This is a genomic window from Nonomuraea sp. NPDC049607 (assembly GCF_040675375.1).
In the GTDB taxonomy this organism is placed as follows: Bacteria; Actinomycetota; Actinomycetes; order Streptosporangiales; family Streptosporangiaceae; genus Nonomuraea.
The window spans coordinates 256,071-275,924 of record NZ_JBFAOV010000007.1 but is presented as its reverse complement, the minus strand read 5'-3'; the positions used below and the strand labels follow the sequence as shown (position 1 = coordinate 275,924).

Here is a 19,854-nt window from a genome sequence, read left to right as displayed (position 1 = left end):
ACGTCACGGCTTGCCCAGGTCAGCCCTTTCTGAAGTCCTGAACCTCCTTCCACACCCGTTTGTGCTCGATCAGCCTGGTGTCGAAGACCTTCGTCCTGGCCTCCTTGGCGTACGTGGCCAGTTCGCCGCTCTTGGCGCGCTTGAGGAAGTCGGCCTGCTCCTTGAGCTGGGTGCGGACGGTCTCGACGGCGGTGGACAGCGTGTCGTCGTCCTCCCAGCGGTCCAGGTCGGCGGCGAGCAGGTCGCGCTCGGCCAGCAGCTTGTCCGCGACCGACTTCGCGTTCTTGACCAGTTCCTCCTGCTTGTGGTCGGCGGCCAGCTTCATCGCCGTCCGGTCGAACGTGATGTCCACCCCGCCGTCCTTCTTCTCCGCGTGGCCGCCGCGGTCGCCCTCGTTGACCGTCGCGAACGGCATGAGGTTGCGGAACGACAGGTAGGCCATCGCGGCCGTGGGCGCGTCGGAGGCGTTCAGCACCGCGGCGGCCTCGTCGAACATGCTCGCGAGCTGGCGTCCCTCGATCTGTTCGACGGGCAGCAGCGCGGCCAGCTCCATGATCCGCGACTGGAGGTCCTTGCGCACGGCCTCCTTCAGCGCCCTGACCGCCTGGGGGCCGGTGGTGGCGTCCGAGACGAGGTGGTTGGCGTGCTGTGTCTCGATCGCCCAGGCGGTGGTGTGGCAGCCCATCCCGGCGACGCCCGGCGGGGCGGGCGCGCGCCCGTTGATGACCAGGGACTCCTTCAGCGACGAGTCGAAGTCCACCACCAGGTTCGTGTCGGCGGCCTCCGACGCCCAGGTGGTGCGCTTCGGCTCGACGGTGATCGGCGGCTGGTCGGCCAGCCGCGCCGTGATGCTCTCGATCAGCGGCGGGAGCGCGTCCGGGACCGCCCTCTTGGGGAACAGCTCCGGGTACTCCTTGCGCAGCGCGCCCTCGAACTGCTTGACCATCATCTCCGCGGCCGCCCGGCCGAGCTTGCCGTCCACCGGCTCGGGCAGCCCGGCCGCGGTCACCGCGTGCGGGTAGGCGGCGGCCATCACCCGCAGGTGCCTGTCCAAGAGGTCGGACAGGACGACGACCGCGTACTCCGGCGCGCCGTCGCCGATCTTCTTCAGGTCCGTGGCGACCTGGCCGGCCTCGGCGAGGATGCGGGCGTTCCTGGCCGACGAGATCGCCTCCTTGGCGCTCTCCGCCCGGCGCGCGGTGTGCGGCTGCTGGAGCCGGGTGCGCGCGTCCTCCGCCTTGGCCCTGAGCGCGCCGGCCGCGCGGTGCATGCCCTGGTAGATCCCGGGTGCCTTCTGCACGTCCTCGATCCGGTCGAGGAGGGCCGGGATGCCCTGCAACGCCGTGACCCGGTCCTTGTTGGTGGCGACCGCCGTCAGCGCCTTGTCCAGCTCGGTGTTGATCGACTGGAGCTCGGCGTACTGCTTGGCCACGTCCCCGTAGGACTGCGGGTTGAGCGCGTACTCGACGTACGACTCGCGCATCGACGCGTCGAACGCGAACATCTTCCACAGAGCCGTCCTCATCTCGTTCTGCTCGGACTGGCGGGGTTTGGGGGCGCCCGTGCCCTTCTCGGCGGCCAGCTTCGCCGCCTTGACCTCGTACGCCAGCAGAGCCCCCCGGTACGTGCCCTCACCCGACCCCGTCGAGCCCCTGGCCGAGGCGGGCGGGACCGTGCTGAACGGCAGGTGGTTCAGGAAGTTCAGATGCTGGGCCACCGCCGTGGCCAGCGCCTGGGCCGCCTTGCTCTCGTTCTTCTCGCTCAGGGCCAGGGCGCACTGCTCGGCGACCAGGCGGGCAGAGTTCTCCAGAGGCCCGACCCGGCTGGTCGCGTCGTCGGCGTCGACCGCCTCCAGGCGCATCAGCAGGTCGCGTGCCGTGCCGTCCGGGTCGCTCACCTGGGCCTGCGCCGCGGCCTGCATCGACAGCAGCGCCGTGGCCGCCTCCTTGACGGTCAGGCCGTACAGCGAGGCGCGTACCGAGTCCACGACCCCCTGCCACGAGGTCGTGTGGTCGCCCATGCGATTGCCGAAGGGGGAGGGCGTGCGCTGGAGCCGGCTGATGAGCACTCCGGCGATCTTCTTCGGTCCCGCGTCACCCCGCAGGTCCACCAGGGGGCGCAGGTGCACGACGGCGCCCGCCGGGAGGTCGTGCTCCCGTGCCGCGAACGTGACCGCGCCCCAGACCTCGCTGCGCGGCTTGGAGATGGCGATGGTGCGCGGGCGCGTGTCGGTCTCCATGGCCTCGCCTCGGTCCAGGGACAGGACCGGCGCGCTCTTCCGCTTCTCCAGCCGGACGACGGGCGTGACCTCCTCCTCGGAGTCACCCTTGTTCTTCTTGCGTAAGTTCGTCTTGCTGCTCTCCGACTTCGTGCCGCCCTGCCCCTTGGACCGCTTCCGCTTCATCCCCACCCCTCCCCGTGCCACCGTCAGCCCGATGCTCCTCCTCGGGACGCCCCAACGGCAGTGCCCTGACCTCATCCGGCCACGTCCGGCGGATCTGTCGTAGGTGATCAATAGACTCGCCCGCGTGCCGACCGCCTGGGACGAGATCCGCGACCTCATCGACGCGCGCCACACCGACACGCTCGTCTCCCGCCTGCTCACCCTCGACGCCGACGAGCGCAAGCTCGTCGCCGGATCACTCCGCGAGCACGTCGCCCTCCGGCGCGACGACCTCGCCGACCCCGATTGGGAGGAGATCGGCGAGGTCGGCTGGACACCGCCCGCCGAGCTGCTGCGCCTGGCCGGGGCGGCCACCCTCGGCGCCGTCGGCGCCGTGGCCGCCTGGGTCAACCGCCGCGACCTCCAGTCCTGGTACGGCTTCTCCGCCCGTCCCCACTTCGGTGCCCCCGGGCCGATGGTGCGGCTGTTCGGTCACCGTCCCGCCGCCTGGCAGGCCGACCTCGCCGTACGCCTGGCCGCCAGGCTGCGCGGCCCCGCCGACCCGGGAGCCCCGCTGGCCCTGGCCATGCTCCGGCACACCCGGGCCGAGCCGCCCGCGCACGATCCCCTGGTGCTGGCCTGGATCTCCGACGGCGCGTTACGCCCCGCCGACCCGCTCTTCCCCGCCCTCCTGCCCAGGATCTTCGAGGCGGAAGGGGCCGGGCGGCTCCTGCGCGAGGCCGTACCGACCCGCTGATCCGCGCGGCCGACCGCGGGGTCCTGCTCGACGGCTGCGTACGCCGCTTCCTGCGCGGCGGGCCGCTCCACGACCTGCGCTTCTTCGTCCGGCTCCACAAAGCCCTCGACCCGGCCGCCGACGAGGTCGTTGCGCGCCGCCTCGACTACCTGCGCCTGCTGCCCGCCGCTCCCGGCCTGGTGGCCGAGCTGGCGCTGAGACGCGTCCGTCACCTGGACCACCCCGACCCCGCCGACGTGGTGGAGGCCGTGGAGGGGCTGGTGTTCCGCGCCGAGGTCAAGCTCGCCCGCGCCGGGCTGAGCTGGCTCGACGAGACCGTACGCGCGTCGCCCGCCCTGGCCGACGACCTGGCGGGGGCGTTGGTCCTGGGATTCCAGCACGCGTCGTACGAGGTGCAGGGGAGGGCGGCGCAGCTCGTGCTCAAACATCGGGCGCGGTTCGGGGGCGAGGCGGGCGGACGCATCCGCGACGGCCTGCCCGCCCTTCCCCAGTCCCTCGTGGCCCGCCTGAACCCTCACCTCGTGAGCGATCCAGCCCGCTGACCGACCGGCCGGTGTCAAAGGCGAGCCCGAGGGATGAGAGGTTCCTCATCCGGGGCTCAGAGTGGTCTCCTCGGACGGGCGCACGCTCAACCTCATGAAACGCGTGATGCTCATTCTCGTGGCGCTGACGGCGGCGGGCTTCCTCTCGGCCGGATGGGTGCGGGCGGCCGACGACGGGCCCGATCTGGGCGACTCCGTCACGGTCTCGTCCTCGCCGGGGACGTCGGTCGACGACGTACGGCCGGTCACGTCGCCGGGAACCGAGGCGGAACCCGTCAAGCCGCCCGCGCCGAAGCCCGGAGGCGGCGATGATGATGGCGACGACGACCCCCATCGCGCCTGGGCCGACGAAGACGAAGACGACGACGATGACGACGACGATGACGACGCTCACGAAAGCGGCGACGACGATGATGATGATGACGACGAAGACGACTGAGCGGGGGGTCGGATGCGGGTGAGCGCCCGCGCCCGGATCGTGGGCTGGATGCTCGCCGTGGTCGGCCTGGCCCTGGCGGTCTCGATCTTCGCGACCTGGACCGTCCTGCTCGCCCGCCTCGACGACCGGATGAACCTGGAGTTCACCAACGAGGCCGAGAAGCTGCGCCGGTACGCCGCCACCGCCCACGATCCCCGCACCGGCCGGCCGGTCTCCGACGTGCGGGAACTGCTCACCGGCTACCTGGCGATCAACTCGCCCGACCGATGGGAGACCTTCTTCAGCATGGTGGACGGCAGGGCCGACCGGATCACCGCCGTCACGCCCCCGGCCCGGCTCGACACGGACGAGAAGCTGGTCAAGGTCCTGGCCGCGGCCACCAGACCGGCCTACGGCGACACCGAGAGCGTCGAGGGCACGGTCAGGTACGCCGTCATCCCGGTCAGGGTGGCGGCCGACCCCCGTCCCGGCCATTTCGTCGCCGCCGTCTTCTACGACCGCCACCGGGGCGAGATCGTGGACGCGGTCGGTGTGCTCGGACTGTCGGCGCTGGCCGCGCTGGCCCTGGCGGGGGCGGCGGGATGGTTCGTGGCGGGGCGGGTGCTGGCCCCGGTGCGGCTGGTGAGCCAGACGGCCGAGCAGATCAGCGACTCGGCCGACCTCACGCGCCGGCTCAAGGTCAGCGGTGACGACGACGTGGCCGCGCTGGCCGCCACGTTCAACCACATGCTCGACCGTTTGGAACGTTCCTTCGCCGTGCAGCGCACGTTCGTGGACGACGCGGGGCACGAGCTGCGTACCCCCATCACGGTCATCCGGGGGCATCTGGAGCTGATGGGGGACGATCCGGCCGAGCGGGCGGAGACGCTGGCCCTGGTCACCGACGAGCTGGACCGCATGAACCGGATCGTGGACGACCTGCTCACGTTGGCCAAGGCCGAGCAGCCCGGGTTCCTGGCGGTCGAGGAGGTCGAGCTGGCCGACCTCACGGTGAGCGTGGTGGCCAAGGCGCGGCCGCTGGGCGACCGGCGGTGGCGGGTGGACCAGGTGGCCGAGGCGCGGATCCCGGCCGACCGGCAGCGGCTCACGCAGGCGCTCATGCAGCTCGTGGTGAACGCCGTCCGCCACACCATGGACGACGATCTCATCGCGGTCGGGTCGGCCGTGCGGGACGGGCGGGCCGAGCTGTGGGTGCGGGACAGCGGGCCTGGCGTCGCGCCCGCCGACCGCGAGCGCATCTTCCGCCGGTTCGTCAGGGGCGCGGGACGGACGGGCGGGCACGACGGGGCAGGGCTGGGGCTGGCGATCGTCAGATCGATCGCCGAGGCGCATGGAGGCGGTGTGAGAGTGGCGGACGTCCCGGCGGGGGGCGCTTGTTTCGTGATGACGTTGCCGCTGGCCAGGGCATGAACCGGATCCTGATCGCCGAGGACGAGAGCCGGATCGCGGCCTTCCTGGAGAAGGGCCTGCGCGGCAACGGCTTCGTCACGGCGGTGGTGACGGACGGCGTGGCGGCCTACGATCTGGCCAGTTCGGGCGGGTTCGACCTGCTCCTGCTCGACATCGGGCTGCCGCTCAGCGACGGGTTCACCGTGCTGCGGCGGCTGCGGGAGTCGAAGGTGGCCATCCCGGTGATCATCCTGACGGCCCGGGGCGGCGTGACCGACACGGTCGCCGGGCTCGAAGGGGGCGCCGACGACTACATCGCCAAGCCCTTCGCCTTCGAGGAGCTGCTCGCACGGGTCAGGCTGCGGCTGCGGGCCGACCGCACGCCCGAGCCGACCGTCCTGCGCGTCCGGGATCTGGCACTCGACCTGCGGACCAGGCGGGCGCACGTCGGGGACCGCGTGGTGGACCTGTCCACCAGGGAGTTCGCGCTGGCGGAGATCTTCTGCCGGCATCCCGACCAGGTGCTGACCCGCGAGCAGCTCCTCAGCCACGTCTGGGGCTTCGACTTCGACCCCGGCTCGAATGTCGTGGACGTCTATGTCCGCTACCTGCGCAGGAAGATCGGCCCCGACCGCATCGAGACCGTGCGCGGCACGGGCTACCGGATGAGAGCCGCCTAATGGGCGGCTCACGGCTCCCTCACCGGCGGGCCGCAGGCTGGTGGACATGAGAACGAGGGGCAAGACACCGTGACGGCCGGACTGGCGATGGACCTGGCGGCGATCACCGTCCTGGCCTACGGCCTGTACTACCGGCGACATCACCGGCGCGACCTGCTGTTCGCCTACGTGGCGCTGAACCTGGGCATCTTCGCGGTGGTCTCCCTGCTGCTGGTCCAGCGGGTGGACCTGGCGGTCGGGTTCGGGCTGTTCGGGGTGTTGTCGATCATCCGGCTGCGGTCCAGCGAGATCACCCAGCAGGAGATCGCCTACTACTTCGTGGCGATCGTCCTCGGGCTGGTGAACGGCATCGCCTCGCAGCTCCCGCTGACCGCGCTCTTCCTGGACGGCGTGCTCCTGGCCGTCGTGTACGTCGCCGACCATCCCCGCCTGCTCGGCCGCACGAGGCAGCAGGTCGTGACGCTGGACGTCGTGCACGCCGACCCCGAGCTGCTCAGGGCCGACCTGGAGAGCCGGTTGCGCGGCCGCGTCCTGCACTGCGTCGTCACCCAGGTGGACTACGTGCGCGACGTGACCGTGGTGGACGTGCGCTTCCAACTCGCCGAGGTGGCCCGATGAGGGACGCGAGCGCGCTGATGGCCGGCGTCGCCGCCGGGCTGCCGCCGATCGGGCTGGACGAGGTGCCCGAGCTGATGAGCCGGACGGACCACAAGTACGTGGTCAGTGTCCCGGTCATGGCCAGGCTCGCGGCCGAGCTGGGCGACCGGTTCTCGGTGTTGCGGATCGGGGCCCTTCGCCAGTTCCGTTACACCTCGACCTACTTCGACACCCCTGACCTGCTGACCTTCCGCCACCACCGGCAGGACCGGCGACGCCGGTTCAAGCTGCGCACCCGTACGTACCTGGACGGCGGCGGCCGGTGGCTGGAGCTGAAGCTGAACGGCGCGCGCGGCAACACCGACAAACGCCGCATCCCCTACGATGCCGCCCCGGCCGGCGAGCTGACCACGGAGGCCATGGAGTTCGTCGGTGACACGCTGAGCAGAGAGCTGAGCGTCGCCGTGCCCGACGCGCTGGGGCCCGTGCTGTCCACCGACTACCGGCGGGTCACGCTCGTGGACGGGCAGACCCGGCTGACCTGCGACACCGGCCTGCTCTGCCGCGACGGCGGCCGGAGCGTGCCCGCCCGCGGCGACCGGGTGCTGCTGGAGTCGAAGTCGGCCGACGGGCGGGCGCCGGTGGACCGGGTGCTGCGCGGGCTGGGGGTGCGGCCGGTCAGCGTGAGCAAGTACTGCCTGGCGGTGGCCGCGTTGAGGGGCGTCCCGGCCAACCGCTGGCAGCCCGCCATGCGGGGATATTTCGCGCTATAGCGGCAGGCCGCCCGTCGCCGCGCTCGTCGAACCGGTCGCCTGGTAGGCCGCGATCGTGCGCTCGGCGATGCGCATCTGGTGGATCTCGTCGGCGCCGTCGGCGAAACGGGCCCAGCGGGCGTGCTGGAACATGCTCGCCAGCGGAGTGTCGGTCGAGTAGCCGAGCGCGCCGTGCACCTGGATCGCCCGGTCCACGATCCGGTTGAGGCTGTTGGCCACGAAGTGCTTGGCCATCGACACCTCCGTTCGGAAGTCCTCGCCCCTGTCGATCTTCGAGGCGGCGTGCAGGACCATCAGCTTGCACTGGTAGAGCTCCATGGCCGAGTCGGCGATCAGCCACTGCACGCCCTGCTTCTCGGCCAGCAGCGAGCCGTGGCTGTAGCGGTTGAGCGCCCGGTCCACCATCATGTCCAGCGCCGTCTCGGCCTGCGAGATCCACCGCATGCAGTGGGCGAGCCGCGCCGGGCCCAGCCGGTACTGGCCCAGCCGGTGGCCGTTGCCCCGGCCGCCCAGGACCGCGCTGTCGGGCACCCGGAGGTCCTCGATCACGATCTCGCTGTGGCCGGTCGAGCCGTGCATGGTCTCGACCTCGCGCACGTCCTTCCAGCCCGGATTGGGCAGGTCGACCAGGAAGGCCGTGTTCGCGCCACGGGAGCCGTCGGGCACGTCCTTCTCGGTGCGCGCGATGAGGATGGCGAAGCTCGCCCGGCGGGCGTTGGAGATGAACCACTTGTGGCCGTTGATCACCCACTCGTCGCCGTCCTTGACGGCCTCGGTGCGGATCAGGGTGGGGTCGGACCCGGCCACCTCGGGCTCGGTCATCGCGAAGCACGACATCTGGACGCCGTCCAGCAGCGGCCGCAGGTACTTCTCCTTCTGCTCGTCGTCCGCCCAGTGGAGCAGGGTGTGCATGTTGCCCTCGTCGGGGGCCTGGCAGTTGAGCACCCACGGGCCGATGCGGGTCTTGGCCGCCTCCGACTGCACCATGGCCAGCTCGACGTGGCCGAGGCCCATGCCGCCCCACTCCTCGGGCATGTGCGGCAGCCACAGCCCCTCGGACTTCGCCCGGCGGCGCAGCTCGAAGATCGTGCGGAGGTAGGCGTCCCGGTCGCCCTCCTCCACGCCGGACATCGTCGGGATCACGGTCTCCTGGATGAAGGACCTGACCCGCCCGCGGATCTCCTCGTGTTCGGGAGCGAGAGTGAAATCGATGGCCATGACTCTCCTTCGGCGATTTCACCGATAGTACTATCGGCGAAAGCACACACAAGTCCCGTGAGGCGATCGTGACCAGCACACCGCGCAGCAGAAGCGAGGCGAAGGACCTGACCCGGCGCAGGCTGATCAGGGCGGCCCTGACGCTCCTCGACGAGGAGGGCGAGGCCGGCCTGACCACCGGCAAGGTCGCCAGGGCCGCAGGAATCGCCCAGTCGAGCTTCTACGTGCACTTCAAGGACATGCAGGAGCTGCTGCGGGTGCTCGGCGAGGAGGGCGGCGACCGGCTGCGCCGGGCGATGCGGGAGGCGCGGCGCAGGGCCCGCGAGGCGCCCGACGACCTCGAACGCCACCGCGACACCTTCCGCATCCCGCTGGAGGCGATCTGCCGCCACCCCGAGCTGCTGCGCATCCAGCTGCGCGCGCGGCACGACCCGTCCTCCTCGCTGCGCGACTTCGCCGCCCGTACGGCCGCGGCCTACCGCGAGCACCACGCGGCCGACCTGGCCGCGCTCGGCTACACCGCCGGCGACGAGCGCGACCGGCGGCGCCTGGAGATGATCGCCGAGGGCGTCAACGCGGCCACGAACGCGCTGGCCATGGGCCACCTGGAGGGCCGCTACCCCGACCTGGACGAGTGCGCCGACATCCTGGTCGCGCTGTCCAGGGGCGCGCTGCGCCTGCTCAGGCACGAGTCAGCCGGGACGGCGCAGCGGGGTGAAGGCCCAGGTCATGCGGGGTTCGACGGCCCAGCGGAAGAGCCGGCGCACCCAGGGGGCGCACAGCAGGGTGGCGGTGACGACGCCCAGCAGGAGTGACAGCGGCAGGCCCAGGCCGAGCCGCTCGGCGCCCTTCACCACGAAGCCGTGCAGCAGGTACGCGTACATGGTGGCCGACCCCAGCCCGCTGAACCAGGTGCGCCGGGACGGGGTGACCGCCAGGAACGCGGCCACCAGCACCGCCCCCGCCGCCAGCAGCGCCAGCCTGATCGCGGTGCCGGTGAGGTCGTCCACGCCGATGGCCGCGTTGGAGTGCCGCCACCTGATCCACTCGGTCGGCACCCGCTCGTGCACCAGCAGCGCGACCGCGAGCCCCAGCCCCAGCACGCAGAACCCGGCCAGCCGCATGGGAGGCCGCCGCAGCCACGCGAAGTGCTCGGGCCGCACCATCAGGCCGAGCACGTAGAACGGCAGCAGCGCGAACGTGCGGTTCATGGCCAGCTCGCCGGGCAACCGGTCGAGCCCGGTCAGCAGGGACAGCGCGACCGCGACCGCGAGCGGCCACTTGAGCTGCTGCCACACCGGCGTGGACAGCCGCCACAGGAACAGCGAGAGCAGGAACCAGGTGAGGTAGTAGGGGTCGAGCAGGCTCAGCTCGAACTTGCCGTACAGGATCGGGCGGGGGAGCGAGTAGGCCAGCTCGAAGATCAGGTAGGGGACGGCGAGCGTGGAGATGAGTTTGCGCGCCTTGCCCCCCGAAAACGTGAAATTTCGGGACAAATAGCCGCTTAGGACGATGAATAGCGGCATGTGGAAGACGTACACATAGAAGTACAGCGCGTGGGCGAGCGGCGCATCGCGCTGGTCCTCGATCAGGTGACCGCACACGACCAGCACGATGGCCAGGTACTTCGCGTTGTCGAAGAACGGGTCCCTGGCGGTGGCGGGGCGGGCGATGACGGGTGCGTTCACAGATTCCGCACCCTAGCCGCGGCCCGTCGAACCGCCGGGAAACCGGGAATGAGGGCTTACCGAAGAGCGGGTGTCAGGCGCGCTCCCCGCTCACCGCCTCAGATCACCGCCTCAGATCACCGCCTCAGATCACCGCCTCAGATCACCGCCTCAGATCACCGCCTCAGATCATCGCCTCGACGGTGGCGGCCAGGGCCGACGCCGCCGGCCCGTCGAGCCGCCCGTCGGCCACGACCGTGACCACCCGCCTGGTCAGCGCGTCCTCGACGACGAGCGGACGGTCCCACGCCAGCGCCTGCCCGACCCCCGGATACTCCGCCACCCGCACGAACCAGGGATCGTCGCCGGCCTGCACGAACACCAGCGTCCAGTCCCGCCCGTCCGGCTCGGTCCCGGCCATGGCCACCCACCGGCCCCGGCTGCCGTGCACGGACCCCTCGTCCCCGGGGAAGGTCACCCGGCCGGAGGAGGAGCCGGGCGCGCGCCAGAAGAACCCGCCGTAGCCGGCGCCGGGCCGGCCCTTCGTGGCCGAGCTGTTGACCTCCAGCGGCGAGCCGGTGAGGTTGGTCAGCGTGAACGTGAGGTCGAGGGCCCATGCGCCGCCGACCGGCCGGGCGGCGACCGTGCGCCGCTCGCGGGCGATCAGCCGGTCGCCGGGGCCGATCCACTCCAGCTCCTCGGTGAAGCCGTCGTCGTCCAGCCGGGTGAAGGCGACGTGCCGCTGCCTTCCGTGGTCGTCCAGCCAGGCCGGTCCCCGGTCCCTGACGTAGGTGCGGCCGCCCCAGAAGTTCGCGCCGCCCAGGTCGGCGATCGCCACGCCGGCGCCGAGGTGGTGCACGTGGTCGTCGGGGCGCACCTGGGTGACGGTGACGCCGCCGAGCGTGTGCACCGGATGCAGGTACGGCCGCGGTGAGTCGGTGACGGGCAGGTCGGGCCGCCATTCGTAGGCCGCGACCGGCGTGCCGGCCACCCGCAGCTCCACCTCCGTCCAGGGGGCCCGGAGCTCGGAGTAGAGCGCCAGCTCCTCGGCGCTGCGGGCGGTCAGCTCGGCGATGCCGGGCAGGAACCGGTGGGTGACCTCGCCCGCGTCGTCGCGCTCCACGACCTGGTGCCGCGCGGCGATGGGCAGCGGCTCGGGGGCCAGCCGCACCGCGTCCAGGACCTGGGTGAACGTCTCCGTACGGGCCAGCGGGACGAGCAGCTCGGCCCCTGTGCGGATGTGCGCGACCAGGTTCTCCAGCAGCCCGGCGCGCTCGTGCACGGTGGTCTCGACCGAGCCGTCGGCCCGCTCGACCCGCAGCTCGTCCAGCGTGTACGTGAGCGTCGCCCGCCCCGCCTCCCCGTGCACCACCAGGTACGGTTCACTCCGGCCGGTCGCGCACAACGACACCGCGATCGTGATCACCGGCCCGCCCGCGATCCGGACGCGCAGGCAGGAGGTGTCGTCGGCCTCGATCGGATGGGCGTGGTAGAGCTCGGTCTCGACCGTCTCGACCGGGCCGTCCACCAGGGCGAGCGCGGTCGCGACGGCGTGCGCGAAGGGGTTGGTGAGCGCGCCGTCCACCACGTCCACGCCGTCCAGCCGGCGCCGTCCGGCCCAGGACGAGCGCGTGAAGTACGACGAGGGCCGCTCCCACGCACCCGCGCCGCCGATGCCGCGGACACGGCCGAGCGCGCCGCTCGCCATCAGCTCCCGCAGCGCGGGGACGGCCCGCGAGCCCAGGCTCTGGAAGCCGACCTGGCAGGCCAGCCCGGTCTCGGCCACCGCCGCGGTGATCCGCGCGTGCGCCTCGGGGCTCGCCGCGGGCGGCTTCTCCAGCAGCACGTGCGACCCGGCGCGCAGCGCCGTGACGGCGAGGTCGGCGTGCGTGTGGATCGGCGTGCAGACGATCGTGATCTCCGCGCCGGTGGCGGCGACGAGCTCGCCCAGGTCCGGTGACCAGGGCAGGGGATCGCCGTCGAGCTCCACCGGCCGCACGTCGCAGATCCCGGCCGGCTCGACCAGCCCGGTGGCCGCGAGCCTGCGCAGGTCGTCCAGGTGATGCCGCCCGTGCCCGTGCGCCCCGGCCAGGACGACCTTGACGGGGTCCGTCCTCACGCCCATCGCAACCCCAGTCCCGCGTGGCCGCCCACGCGCAGCACGCCGTCCGCGATCTCCACCGGGTACGGCTCGGCCAGCAGCCCCAGCCTGCCGAACGAGGCGTCCTCGACGTCCTCGGCCAGCGGCGGCAGCGGCAGCGCCAGGGCGAGCTGCCCGGACACCTCGCTCAGCAGGTGCGGATGGACCGGCACGCCGAACGTCCTGGCCAGCTCCGCGATCCGCAGGAACGGCGTGACGCCGCCGACGCGCACGACGTTCGGCTGGACGATGTCGCAGGCGCCCGCGGTGAGCAGGTCGCGGAAGCCGTACACGGTGTAGACGTTCTCGCCCACCGCGACCGGCACGTCGGTCGAGCGGCGCAGCTCGACGTGCGCCGCCACGTCGTCGGCGGGCAGCGGCTCCTCGATCCAGTGGAGGTCGAACTCGCGCAACGCGGCCAGGGCGCGCCTGGCCCGGTGGAGGTCCCACCGCTGGTTGGCGTCGATCATCAGCAGCCGGTCGGGCCCGATCACCTCGCGGACGGCCGCCACCCGGGCGACGTCCTCGGCCAGGTCGGGACGGCCCACCTTGATCTTGACGCCGCGGTACCCGGCGGCCACCCAGCGCCGCGCCTGCCCGGTCAGCTCCTCCAGGGAGTAGTGCAGGTTGACGCCGCTGCCGTAGGCCGGGACGTGCTCGCGCCGCCGGCCCAGCACGTCGGCCAGCCCGGCGTCGCCGCAGCGCAGGTCCCACAGCGCCAGGTCGATCCCGGCCAGCGCGACCGTGGTGATCCCGCCGGGGCCGGCCTCGCGCAGGTGCCGCCACAGCCGGTCCCACACCAGCTCGGGGTGGGCGGGCAGCCCGATCAGCGCCCCGCGCAGGTCGTGCTCCAGCAGGGCCCGCACGGCGTGCGCGCCGATCTGCGGCGTCCAGGAGAACCCGGTGCCGGTGCGGCCGTCCGCCAGCGTCACGTGGCAGACGATCACGTGGTTGGCCGGCACGTCCGGGCCCCACGGGCGGGGCAGGGGGACCGTCCGCAGCTCGGTCCGCAGGCCGGTGATCACGAGGCCGCCAGGGTGAGCCCGGACCTGATCAGCGCGTCCAGCTCGGCGAGGTGGTCCTCGGCCACGTCGACCAGCGGCGGGCGCACCGCGCCGACGTCGAGGCCGCGCAGCCGTACGCCGGCCTTGACCAGGGCCACCGGGTAGCCCGGCACCTTGTCGCGCAGGCGGACCAGCGGCGCGTAGAACTCGGTCAGCAGCCGCTCGTCGCCCTTCAGGTACGCCACGGCGATCTCGGGGGCGAAGGCGAAGACCGCGCTGGAGTACAGGTCGACGCCGATGCCGCGGTAGGCGGGCATGGTCAGCTCGGCCGTCGGCAGGCCGTTGAAGAACAGGAAGTCCGGGTGCTTCTCGCGCACCGCGAGGACGGTCCGCTGCATGCGGTCGATGTCGCCGAGCCCGTCCTTGAGCCCGATCACGCCGGGGACGCCGGCCAGCTCGACCACGGCGTCCGGAGCGAGCACGACCGCGCCGCGCTGGTAGACGATCACCGGCAGCTCGGCGGCGACGGCGGCCACGTACGCGGCGAAACCGCTGCCCGGCCCCTGCGTCAGGTACGGAGGCATGAGCAGCAGCCCGTCGGCGCCGGCCGCGCGGGCCGCCCGCGCCTGGTTCAGCGCCGCGCCGATCGGGCCGCCCGCCCCGGCGAACACCGGCACCCGCCCGCCCACGACCTCGGCGGCCACCCGGACGGCCCGCGCGTGCTCCGCCTCCGACAGGGCGGAGAACTCGCCGGTGCCGCAGGCCACGAACACGCCGCCGGGGCCGTGGGCCATGCCCTGCCGGATGTGCTCGGCCAGCACCTGCTCGGCGAGGGCGCCGTCGGCGTCGAAGGGGGTGACGGGGAAGAACAGCACACCGCTGAGATTCATTCGGATTCCTTCAGTTCGGTTCGCCAGCTTCGCTTGGGCTCCCAGCCGAGCAGGCGGCGGGCCTTGTCCGTCGAGAAGGCGGGAGCGCTGCCGGTGAGCCCGGCCGCCAGTTCCCCGGTGCCGGGCACGGCCTGCGGGAGCAGGCCGGCCAGCGGCTCCCTGGCCAGGGCGTCGGCCGCGCCGGCGAAGAAGACCTCGCCGCCCGGCAGCTCGGGCAGCGCCGCGATCAGCACGGCGAACAGCTCGGCCGCGTCGCGCGCGTCGATGTAGTTGAACAGCGAGACGCCGCCGATCTCCGGCTGGTCGAGCCGTTCCCTGACGGTGTGGCCCGACTGCGTGGGCGCGCCCGCCCACTCCTCGGGCGGGATGACGAAGCACGGCCGGACGGCCGCCATCCTCGTCCGGCCCGCCCGCGCGAACGCCTTCATGGTCTGCTCGGCCACCAGTTTGGACAGGTTGTAGGCGTTCCAGGGCAGCGCCGGGTGCTCCTCGTCGATCGGCAGGTACGCCGGCGCCCAGCCGCCGGGCGCGCCGTACCCGATGACCGTGGGGCTGCTGGCCACCACCACGCCGGCCACGCCCAGCTCCACCGAGGCCGCGCAGACGTTGAACGCGAGCCGCGTGTTCACCTGGAAGATCACTGACTCCGGCCGGCTGAACGGCGTCGCGATGGCCGCCAGATGGATCACCGACTCCGGCCGGAACCGGGCGACGACCTCGTACGCCTGGCCGGTGTCGGTGAGGTCGGCCGGTGACGTCGCGGCGGCCTCGACCGGCGTGCCGGGGGCCTGGTCCACGCCGATCACCTCGTGCCCGGCGGCCGCGAGCGCGGTGACGACGCTGCGGCCGAGGCGTCCGGCGCTGCCGGTGACGAGCACTCTGCTCACCGTGGGGGACTCCTTCAGGACTGCAAACAGTTGCACTAAACCTATGGGTCACGCAGGGAGAGGCGTCAAGAGCCGATTTCTGACAACACCATCTACCTGGGGATATGCCAGGTCGCCTGGAAGCGGCCTGGTCGGCAAGCGCTTTCATCCTCGCCCGGCTGCCTGCAAGCGGTTGCGTTAGGGTGGGCGACTGTGACAGTGACGATTCGTGATGTGGCCCGCGCTTCCGGTGTGCACGTATCGACCGTGTCGCGGACGTTCTCCGCGCCGCACATGGTGAACGCCGCCACCCGTACCAGGGTGCTGACGGTGGCCGAGGAGCTGGGATACCGGCCCAACAGGGCGGCGAGGGCGCTCACGACCGGGCGTACCCACAACCTGGGGCTGATCGTGGCCGACATCGCCAACCCGTTCTTCCCGCCGCTGATCAAGGCCGCGCACGCCGCGGCCCGGCAGCGCGACTACCACCTGTTCGTGGCCGACACCGACGAGGAGCCGGCCGCCGAGGAGGAGCTGATCCAGGCGTTCTCCAAGCAGGTGGACGGCGTGGTGCTGTGCAGCCCGCGCTCGTCGAACAAGGCGCTGGAGCGGCTGGCCGAGCGGGTGCCGTTCGTGGTGATCAACCGCCGGCTGCGCGGCGCGGCCACGGTCCTCATGGACGTCGGGCACGGCGCGCGGATGGCGGTCGAGCACCTGGCCGTGCTCGGTCACCGCCGCGTCGCGCTGCTGTCGGGCCCGGCGGGCTCGTGGACGAGCGGCGAGATCCGGACGGCCGCCGAGCGGGTGGCGGGCGTCGACCTGGTCGTGATCGGGCCCAACGCGCCCACCGAGCGGGGTGGCCTGGCCGCCGCGTCCGCGGTGCGCGAGGCCGGGGTGACCGGGGTGCTGGCCTACAACGACCTCATGGCGATCGGGCTCATCGAGGGGCTGGGCGAGCTCGGGCTCAGCGTGCCGGAGGACGTCAGCGTGGTGGGCATCGACGACATCGTCCCGGGGCGGCTGAACCGTCCCAAGCTCACCACGGTCGCCATGCCCACGGCGGCGGCCGGGCGGCTGGCGGTCGACCTGCTCATCCAGGAGGTGAGCGCCACGACCTCGCTGGAGACCAGGTTGGTGCTGCGGGAGTCGACGGCGCCGCCCCGATGACCTGCAAACGGTTGTACTAAATCGCAGCAATATTCGTCCTACCTCTGAGTGGTAAGCGCTTGTCACCAGGTAAAACGCGATGTCGATATATCGATAACGGCGATGTAACGTCTGCAAAGGGTTGACGGAACTTTCCTGCCAGCTATAGGAAAGCGCTATCCGTTCACATCTCGCCGGAAGGTCCGTGATGACGAATGAGTTCCGTCATGGCTGACTCGGTGGCGGTGAGACCCCCGGACGTCGCGAACCCGCCCGAGCGCGGAGACCGCCGTGCGTCCAGACGTTCCCGCCGCGAGGCGCGGGCCGCCTACCTGTTCCTGGCGCCCTGGTTCGCCGGTCTGCTCGTCATCACGATCGGTCCCATCGTCGCCTCGCTCTACCTGTCGTTCACCGACTACAACCTCCTGGAGGAGGCCAAGTGGGTCGGGTTCGACAACTACGTCAAGATGTTCACCGAGGACCCCCGTTACCTGAACTCGCTGAAGGTGACGACGATCTACGTGGTCGTCTCGGTGCCGCTGCAACTGGCCTTCGCGCTCGTGCTGGCCCTGGTGCTCGACCGCGGGCTGCGCGGCCTGTCGCTCTACCGGTCGATCTTCTACCTGCCCTCGCTGCTGGGCGGCAGCGTGGCGATCGCGATCCTCTGGCGCAAGGTCTTCGGGGCCGAGGGCCTGGTCAACGCCGTGCTGTCGGTCTTCGGGATCCAGGGGCCCGGCTGGGTCAGCGACCCCGACACCGCCCTCGGCACGCTGATCATCCTGCACGTCTGGACGTTCGGCGCCCCGATGATCATCTTCCTGGCCGGGCTGCGGCAGATCCCCGCCAGCTACTACGAGGCCGCCTCGGTGGACGGCGCCGGCGCGTTCCGCCGGTTCCGCTCGATCACGCTGCCGCTGCTGACGCCGATCATCTTCTTCAACCTGGTGCTGGAGATCATCAAGTCGTTCCAGTCGTTCACGCAGTCGTTCATCGTGAGCGGCGGCTCGGGCGGACCGGCCGACTCCACGATGTTCAACACGCTCTACCTCTACCTCAAGGGCTTCAAGAGCTTCGACATGGGCTACGCGGCCGCCATGGCGTGGGTCCTGCTGCTCATCATCGCCGGTCTCACCGGGGTGAACTTCCTCGCGTCCAAGTATTGGGTCTTCTATGGCGACACCAAGTAGGCCGCTGCCCGTCCTGTTCCGCCCGCTCAAGGGCGGCCGGGTGGTCAAGCACGTGCTGCTGATCGGGTTCGGCCTGGTCATGCTCTATCCGCTGCTGTGGATGATCTCCAGCTCGCTCAAACCGGAGGAGCTGATCTTCCGGCAGCCCGGCCTGTGGCCCGGCGAGGTGACGCTGGAGAACTACACCGAGGGCTGGACCGCGCTGAAGCACCCCTTCGGCTACTACCTGTGGAACTCCGCGGTGATCACCGTGCTGTCGGTGGTGGCGAACCTGGTGGCCTGCTCGCTGGCCGCCTACGCCTTCGCCCGGCTGAACTTCCCGCTCAAGAAGCTGTGGTTCACCCTCATGCTGGGCACGATCATGCTGCCGCACCACGTGCTGATCGTGCCGCAGTACGTCATGTTCTCCAAGCTCGGGCTGATCAACACGATCTGGCCGCTGGTCATGCCGAAGGTGCTGGCCACGGACGCGTTCTTCGTGTTCCTGATGGTGCAGTTCATCCGCTCCCTCCCCCGGGAGCTGGACGAGGCCGCCGAGATCGACGGCGCCGGCTACTGGCGGACGTTCATCAGGGTGATCATCCCGCTCTGCACCCCGGCGCTGGCCACGACGGCGATCTTCACGTTCATCTGGACGTGGAACGACTTCCTCAGCCAGCTCCTCTACCTCAACAACCCGGACAACTTCACCGCTCCGGTGGCTCTGCGCACCTTCCTCGACGCCAGCAGCGACTCGTCCTGGGGCCCGATGTTCGCCATGTCGATCGTCGCGCTCGGGCCGATCTTCGGCTTCTTCCTGGCCGGCCAGAAGTACCTGATCCGTGGTGTGGCCACCACGGGCCTGAAGTAGTTCCCCCACCCCCCGACACAGAGAAATCCCACAGGAGGTAGAGCCGTGAGCTCTGGCAAGAAGATGTGGTCGGCGGCCCTGCTCGCCACCGCTGTGCTGGCGGTCACCGCGGCCTGCGGCAGCGGCGGCGACGAGGGCGCCGGCGGGAAGGTCAAGCTGCGCTTCTCCTACTGGGGCAGCGACGCTCGGCAGAAGATGACCGAGGAGGCCATCAAGAAGTTCGAGGCCAAGAACCCGGGCATCGACGTCGAGGGCGAGTTCTCCGACTTCGCCAGCTACTACGAGACGCTGTCCACGAAGGTGGCCGCCAGCGACGCCCCGGACGTCATCACGCTGGAGATCCGCGGGCTGCGCGAGTACGCCGACCGCGGCACGCTGGCCGACCTGACCGGCAAGGTCCAGACCGGCGACATCGACCCCAAGCTGCTCGGCACCGGCAACATCGACGGCAAGCAGTTCGCCGTCCCCACCGGCGCGAACGTCTTCTCGGTGGTGCTCAACCCGTCCGTGGTGGAGGCGGCCGGGGAGAAGGTGCCCGACGACACCAAGTGGACCTGGCAGGACTACGTCGACCTCAGTTCGAAGATCACCGCCAAGGGCGGCGGCACGGTCTACGGCACCCAGCTCAACTGGAACCCCGCCTTCCTGCAGATCTTCGCCGCCCAGCGCGGCGAGCCCTTCTACCAGGGCAACAAGATCGCCGTCACGCCCGGGACGATCGTGGCCTGGTGGCAGGTCATGCTGGACACGATCAAGGCCAAGGGCAGCCCCGACGCCGCCAAGACCGCCGAGGTCGGCGCGACCAGCGTGGACCAGTCGCTGCTGGCCACCAACACCGGCGCGTCCGGCATGTGGTGGAGCAACCAGCTCGGCGCGGTCGTCAAGGCGTCGGGCAAGGAGATGAGCCTGCTGCGCCTGCCCAAGGCGGAGGGCGCCGGCAGCGGCGGCATGTTCCTCCAGCCGGCGATGTTCTACACCGCCTCCGCCAAGAGCGAGCACGCCGCCGAGGCCGCCAAGTTCATCGACTTCATGATCAACGACGCCGAGGTCGGCGGGATCATCCTCAGCGACCGCGGCCTGCCCGCCAGCTCGAAGGTCCTGGCCGCGGTCAAGGACAAGCTGCCGCCCGCGGACCAGAAGACGCTGGAGTTCGTCGACTCCATCAAGGGCGAGCTGTCCGACCCGCCCGCCGCGCCGCCGAAGGGCGCCAGCGCCCTGGAGGACATGCTCAAGCGGTACACCGAAGAGGTCATCTTCGGCCGGATGGCGCCCGACGCCGCCGCCCAGAAGTTCCTGACCGAGGCCAACGCCGCCCTCGGCGGCTGA

At 71.2% G+C, this 19,854-nt stretch carries 18 protein-coding genes and 1 pseudogene; 12 read left to right on the top strand and 7 right to left on the bottom strand.

Annotated elements, in window-relative coordinates; translation table 11 throughout:
- Positions 1–19 precede the first annotated feature (19 nt).
- On the bottom strand, positions 20–2,404 hold the full coding sequence (locus AB0J97_RS17150) for a hypothetical protein (RefSeq protein WP_364089365.1): 2,385 nt from the start codon (positions 2,402–2,404) through the stop codon (positions 20–22).
- 124 nt (positions 2,405–2,528) lie between these two features.
- Here AB0J97_RS17150 and AB0J97_RS17145 point away from each other — a divergent pair, with 124 nt between their 5' ends.
- The 7 genes from AB0J97_RS17145 to AB0J97_RS17115 all read left to right on the top strand — a co-directional run bounded on the left by AB0J97_RS17145 (position 2,529) and on the right by AB0J97_RS17115 (position 7,560).
- Positions 2,529–3,140, top strand: coding sequence for a hypothetical protein (locus AB0J97_RS17145; RefSeq protein ID WP_364089362.1), 612 nt, complete (start codon positions 2,529–2,531; stop codon positions 3,138–3,140).
- Positions 3,023–3,682: a DUF6493 family protein gene (locus AB0J97_RS17140; protein WP_364089559.1), complete on the top strand. Its 660-nt coding sequence runs from the start codon at positions 3,023–3,025 to the stop codon at positions 3,680–3,682. The genes AB0J97_RS17145 and AB0J97_RS17140 overlap by 118 nt, the downstream gene beginning before the upstream one ends.
- A gap of 94 nt (positions 3,683–3,776) precedes the next feature.
- Positions 3,777–4,121, top strand: a complete 345-nt coding sequence (locus AB0J97_RS17135; protein WP_364089359.1) for a hypothetical protein — start codon at positions 3,777–3,779, stop codon at positions 4,119–4,121.
- 12 nt (positions 4,122–4,133) lie between these two features.
- Entirely contained in the window at positions 4,134–5,531 is a 1,398-nt protein-coding gene (locus AB0J97_RS17130; RefSeq protein ID WP_364089356.1) for a HAMP domain-containing sensor histidine kinase, read from the top strand.
- A complete protein-coding gene (locus AB0J97_RS17125; protein WP_357694807.1) occupies positions 5,528–6,190 on the top strand; it encodes a response regulator transcription factor in 663 nt (220 codons plus the stop codon). Before AB0J97_RS17130 ends, AB0J97_RS17125 begins: the two co-directional genes overlap by 4 nt.
- Before the next feature lie 87 nt (positions 6,191–6,277).
- A complete protein-coding gene (locus AB0J97_RS17120; RefSeq protein WP_357695405.1) occupies positions 6,278–6,808 on the top strand; it encodes a DUF4956 domain-containing protein in 531 nt (176 codons plus the stop codon).
- The gene (locus AB0J97_RS17115; RefSeq protein ID WP_364089353.1) at positions 6,805–7,560 is read left to right on the top strand and encodes a polyphosphate polymerase domain-containing protein; all 756 of its coding nucleotides are present in this window, start codon (positions 6,805–6,807) and stop codon (positions 7,558–7,560) included. Before AB0J97_RS17120 ends, AB0J97_RS17115 begins: the two co-directional genes overlap by 4 nt.
- Here AB0J97_RS17115 and AB0J97_RS17110 read toward each other — a convergent pair.
- Positions 7,555–8,778, bottom strand: a complete 1,224-nt coding sequence (locus AB0J97_RS17110; RefSeq protein WP_364089350.1) for an acyl-CoA dehydrogenase family protein — start codon at positions 8,776–8,778, stop codon at positions 7,555–7,557. The genes AB0J97_RS17115 and AB0J97_RS17110 overlap by 6 nt on opposite strands.
- Positions 8,779–8,846: 68 nt before the next feature.
- On the opposite strand from AB0J97_RS17110, the pseudogene AB0J97_RS17105 reads away from it, so the two are divergent.
- Positions 8,847–9,023, top strand: a pseudogene (locus AB0J97_RS17105) (TetR family transcriptional regulator); the annotation flags it as partial.
- A gap of 447 nt (positions 9,024–9,470) precedes the next feature.
- Here AB0J97_RS17105 and AB0J97_RS17100 read toward each other — a convergent pair.
- The 5 genes from AB0J97_RS17100 to AB0J97_RS17080 form a co-directional block, all read right to left on the bottom strand.
- A complete protein-coding gene (locus AB0J97_RS17100) occupies positions 9,471–10,466 on the bottom strand; it encodes an acyltransferase family protein (protein WP_357694813.1) in 996 nt (331 codons plus the stop codon).
- Between the two features lie 163 nt (positions 10,467–10,629).
- On the bottom strand, positions 10,630–12,564 hold the full coding sequence (locus AB0J97_RS17095) for a DUF6807 family protein (RefSeq protein ID WP_364089347.1): 1,935 nt from the start codon (positions 12,562–12,564) through the stop codon (positions 10,630–10,632).
- Positions 12,561–13,610: a mandelate racemase/muconate lactonizing enzyme family protein gene (locus AB0J97_RS17090; RefSeq protein ID WP_364089344.1), complete on the bottom strand. Its 1,050-nt coding sequence runs from the start codon at positions 13,608–13,610 to the stop codon at positions 12,561–12,563. The genes AB0J97_RS17095 and AB0J97_RS17090 overlap by 4 nt, the downstream gene beginning before the upstream one ends.
- Positions 13,607–14,479, bottom strand: coding sequence for a 5-dehydro-4-deoxyglucarate dehydratase (locus AB0J97_RS17085; protein ID WP_364089341.1), 873 nt, complete (start codon positions 14,477–14,479; stop codon positions 13,607–13,609). The genes AB0J97_RS17090 and AB0J97_RS17085 overlap by 4 nt, the downstream gene beginning before the upstream one ends.
- Positions 14,476–15,366: an NAD(P)-dependent oxidoreductase gene (locus AB0J97_RS17080; protein ID WP_364089338.1), complete on the bottom strand. Its 891-nt coding sequence runs from the start codon at positions 15,364–15,366 to the stop codon at positions 14,476–14,478. Before AB0J97_RS17080 ends, AB0J97_RS17085 begins: the two co-directional genes overlap by 4 nt.
- Before the next feature lie 192 nt (positions 15,367–15,558).
- On the opposite strand from AB0J97_RS17080, the gene AB0J97_RS17075 reads away from it, so the two are divergent.
- The 4 genes from AB0J97_RS17075 (at position 15,559) to AB0J97_RS17060 (ending at position 19,854) form a co-directional block, all read left to right on the top strand.
- A complete protein-coding gene (locus tag AB0J97_RS17075; RefSeq protein ID WP_364089335.1) occupies positions 15,559–16,512 on the top strand; it encodes a LacI family DNA-binding transcriptional regulator in 954 nt (317 codons plus the stop codon).
- 206 nt (positions 16,513–16,718) lie between these two features.
- Positions 16,719–17,678, top strand: coding sequence for a sugar ABC transporter permease (locus tag AB0J97_RS17070; protein ID WP_364089332.1), 960 nt, complete (start codon positions 16,719–16,721; stop codon positions 17,676–17,678).
- Positions 17,662–18,528, top strand: coding sequence for a carbohydrate ABC transporter permease (locus tag AB0J97_RS17065; protein WP_357694827.1), 867 nt, complete (start codon positions 17,662–17,664; stop codon positions 18,526–18,528). The genes AB0J97_RS17070 and AB0J97_RS17065 overlap by 17 nt, the downstream gene beginning before the upstream one ends.
- 45 nt (positions 18,529–18,573) lie before the next feature.
- Positions 18,574–19,854, top strand: a complete 1,281-nt coding sequence (locus AB0J97_RS17060) for an extracellular solute-binding protein (protein ID WP_364089329.1) — start codon at positions 18,574–18,576, stop codon at positions 19,852–19,854.

Coding starts and splice junctions, on each gene's coding strand:
- AB0J97_RS17150 (WP_364089365.1), bottom strand. CDS start 2,404: ATGAAGCGGAAGCGGTCCAAGGGGCAGGGCGGCACGAAGTCGGAGAGC.
- AB0J97_RS17135 (WP_364089359.1), top strand. CDS start 3,777: ATGAAACGCGTGATGCTCATTCTCGTGGCGCTGACGGCGGCGGGCTTC.
- AB0J97_RS17130 (WP_364089356.1), top strand. CDS start 4,134: ATGCGGGTGAGCGCCCGCGCCCGGATCGTGGGCTGGATGCTCGCCGTG.
- AB0J97_RS17125 (WP_357694807.1), top strand. CDS start 5,528: ATGAACCGGATCCTGATCGCCGAGGACGAGAGCCGGATCGCGGCCTTC.
- AB0J97_RS17120 (WP_357695405.1), top strand. CDS start 6,278: ATGGACCTGGCGGCGATCACCGTCCTGGCCTACGGCCTGTACTACCGG.
- AB0J97_RS17115 (WP_364089353.1), top strand. CDS start 6,805: ATGAGGGACGCGAGCGCGCTGATGGCCGGCGTCGCCGCCGGGCTGCCG.
- AB0J97_RS17110 (WP_364089350.1), bottom strand. CDS start 8,778: ATGGCCATCGATTTCACTCTCGCTCCCGAACACGAGGAGATCCGCGGG.
- AB0J97_RS17085 (WP_364089341.1), bottom strand. CDS start 14,479: ATGAATCTCAGCGGTGTGCTGTTCTTCCCCGTCACCCCCTTCGACGCC.
- AB0J97_RS17070 (WP_364089332.1), top strand. CDS start 16,719: ATGGCTGACTCGGTGGCGGTGAGACCCCCGGACGTCGCGAACCCGCCC.
- AB0J97_RS17065 (WP_357694827.1), top strand. CDS start 17,662: ATGGCGACACCAAGTAGGCCGCTGCCCGTCCTGTTCCGCCCGCTCAAG.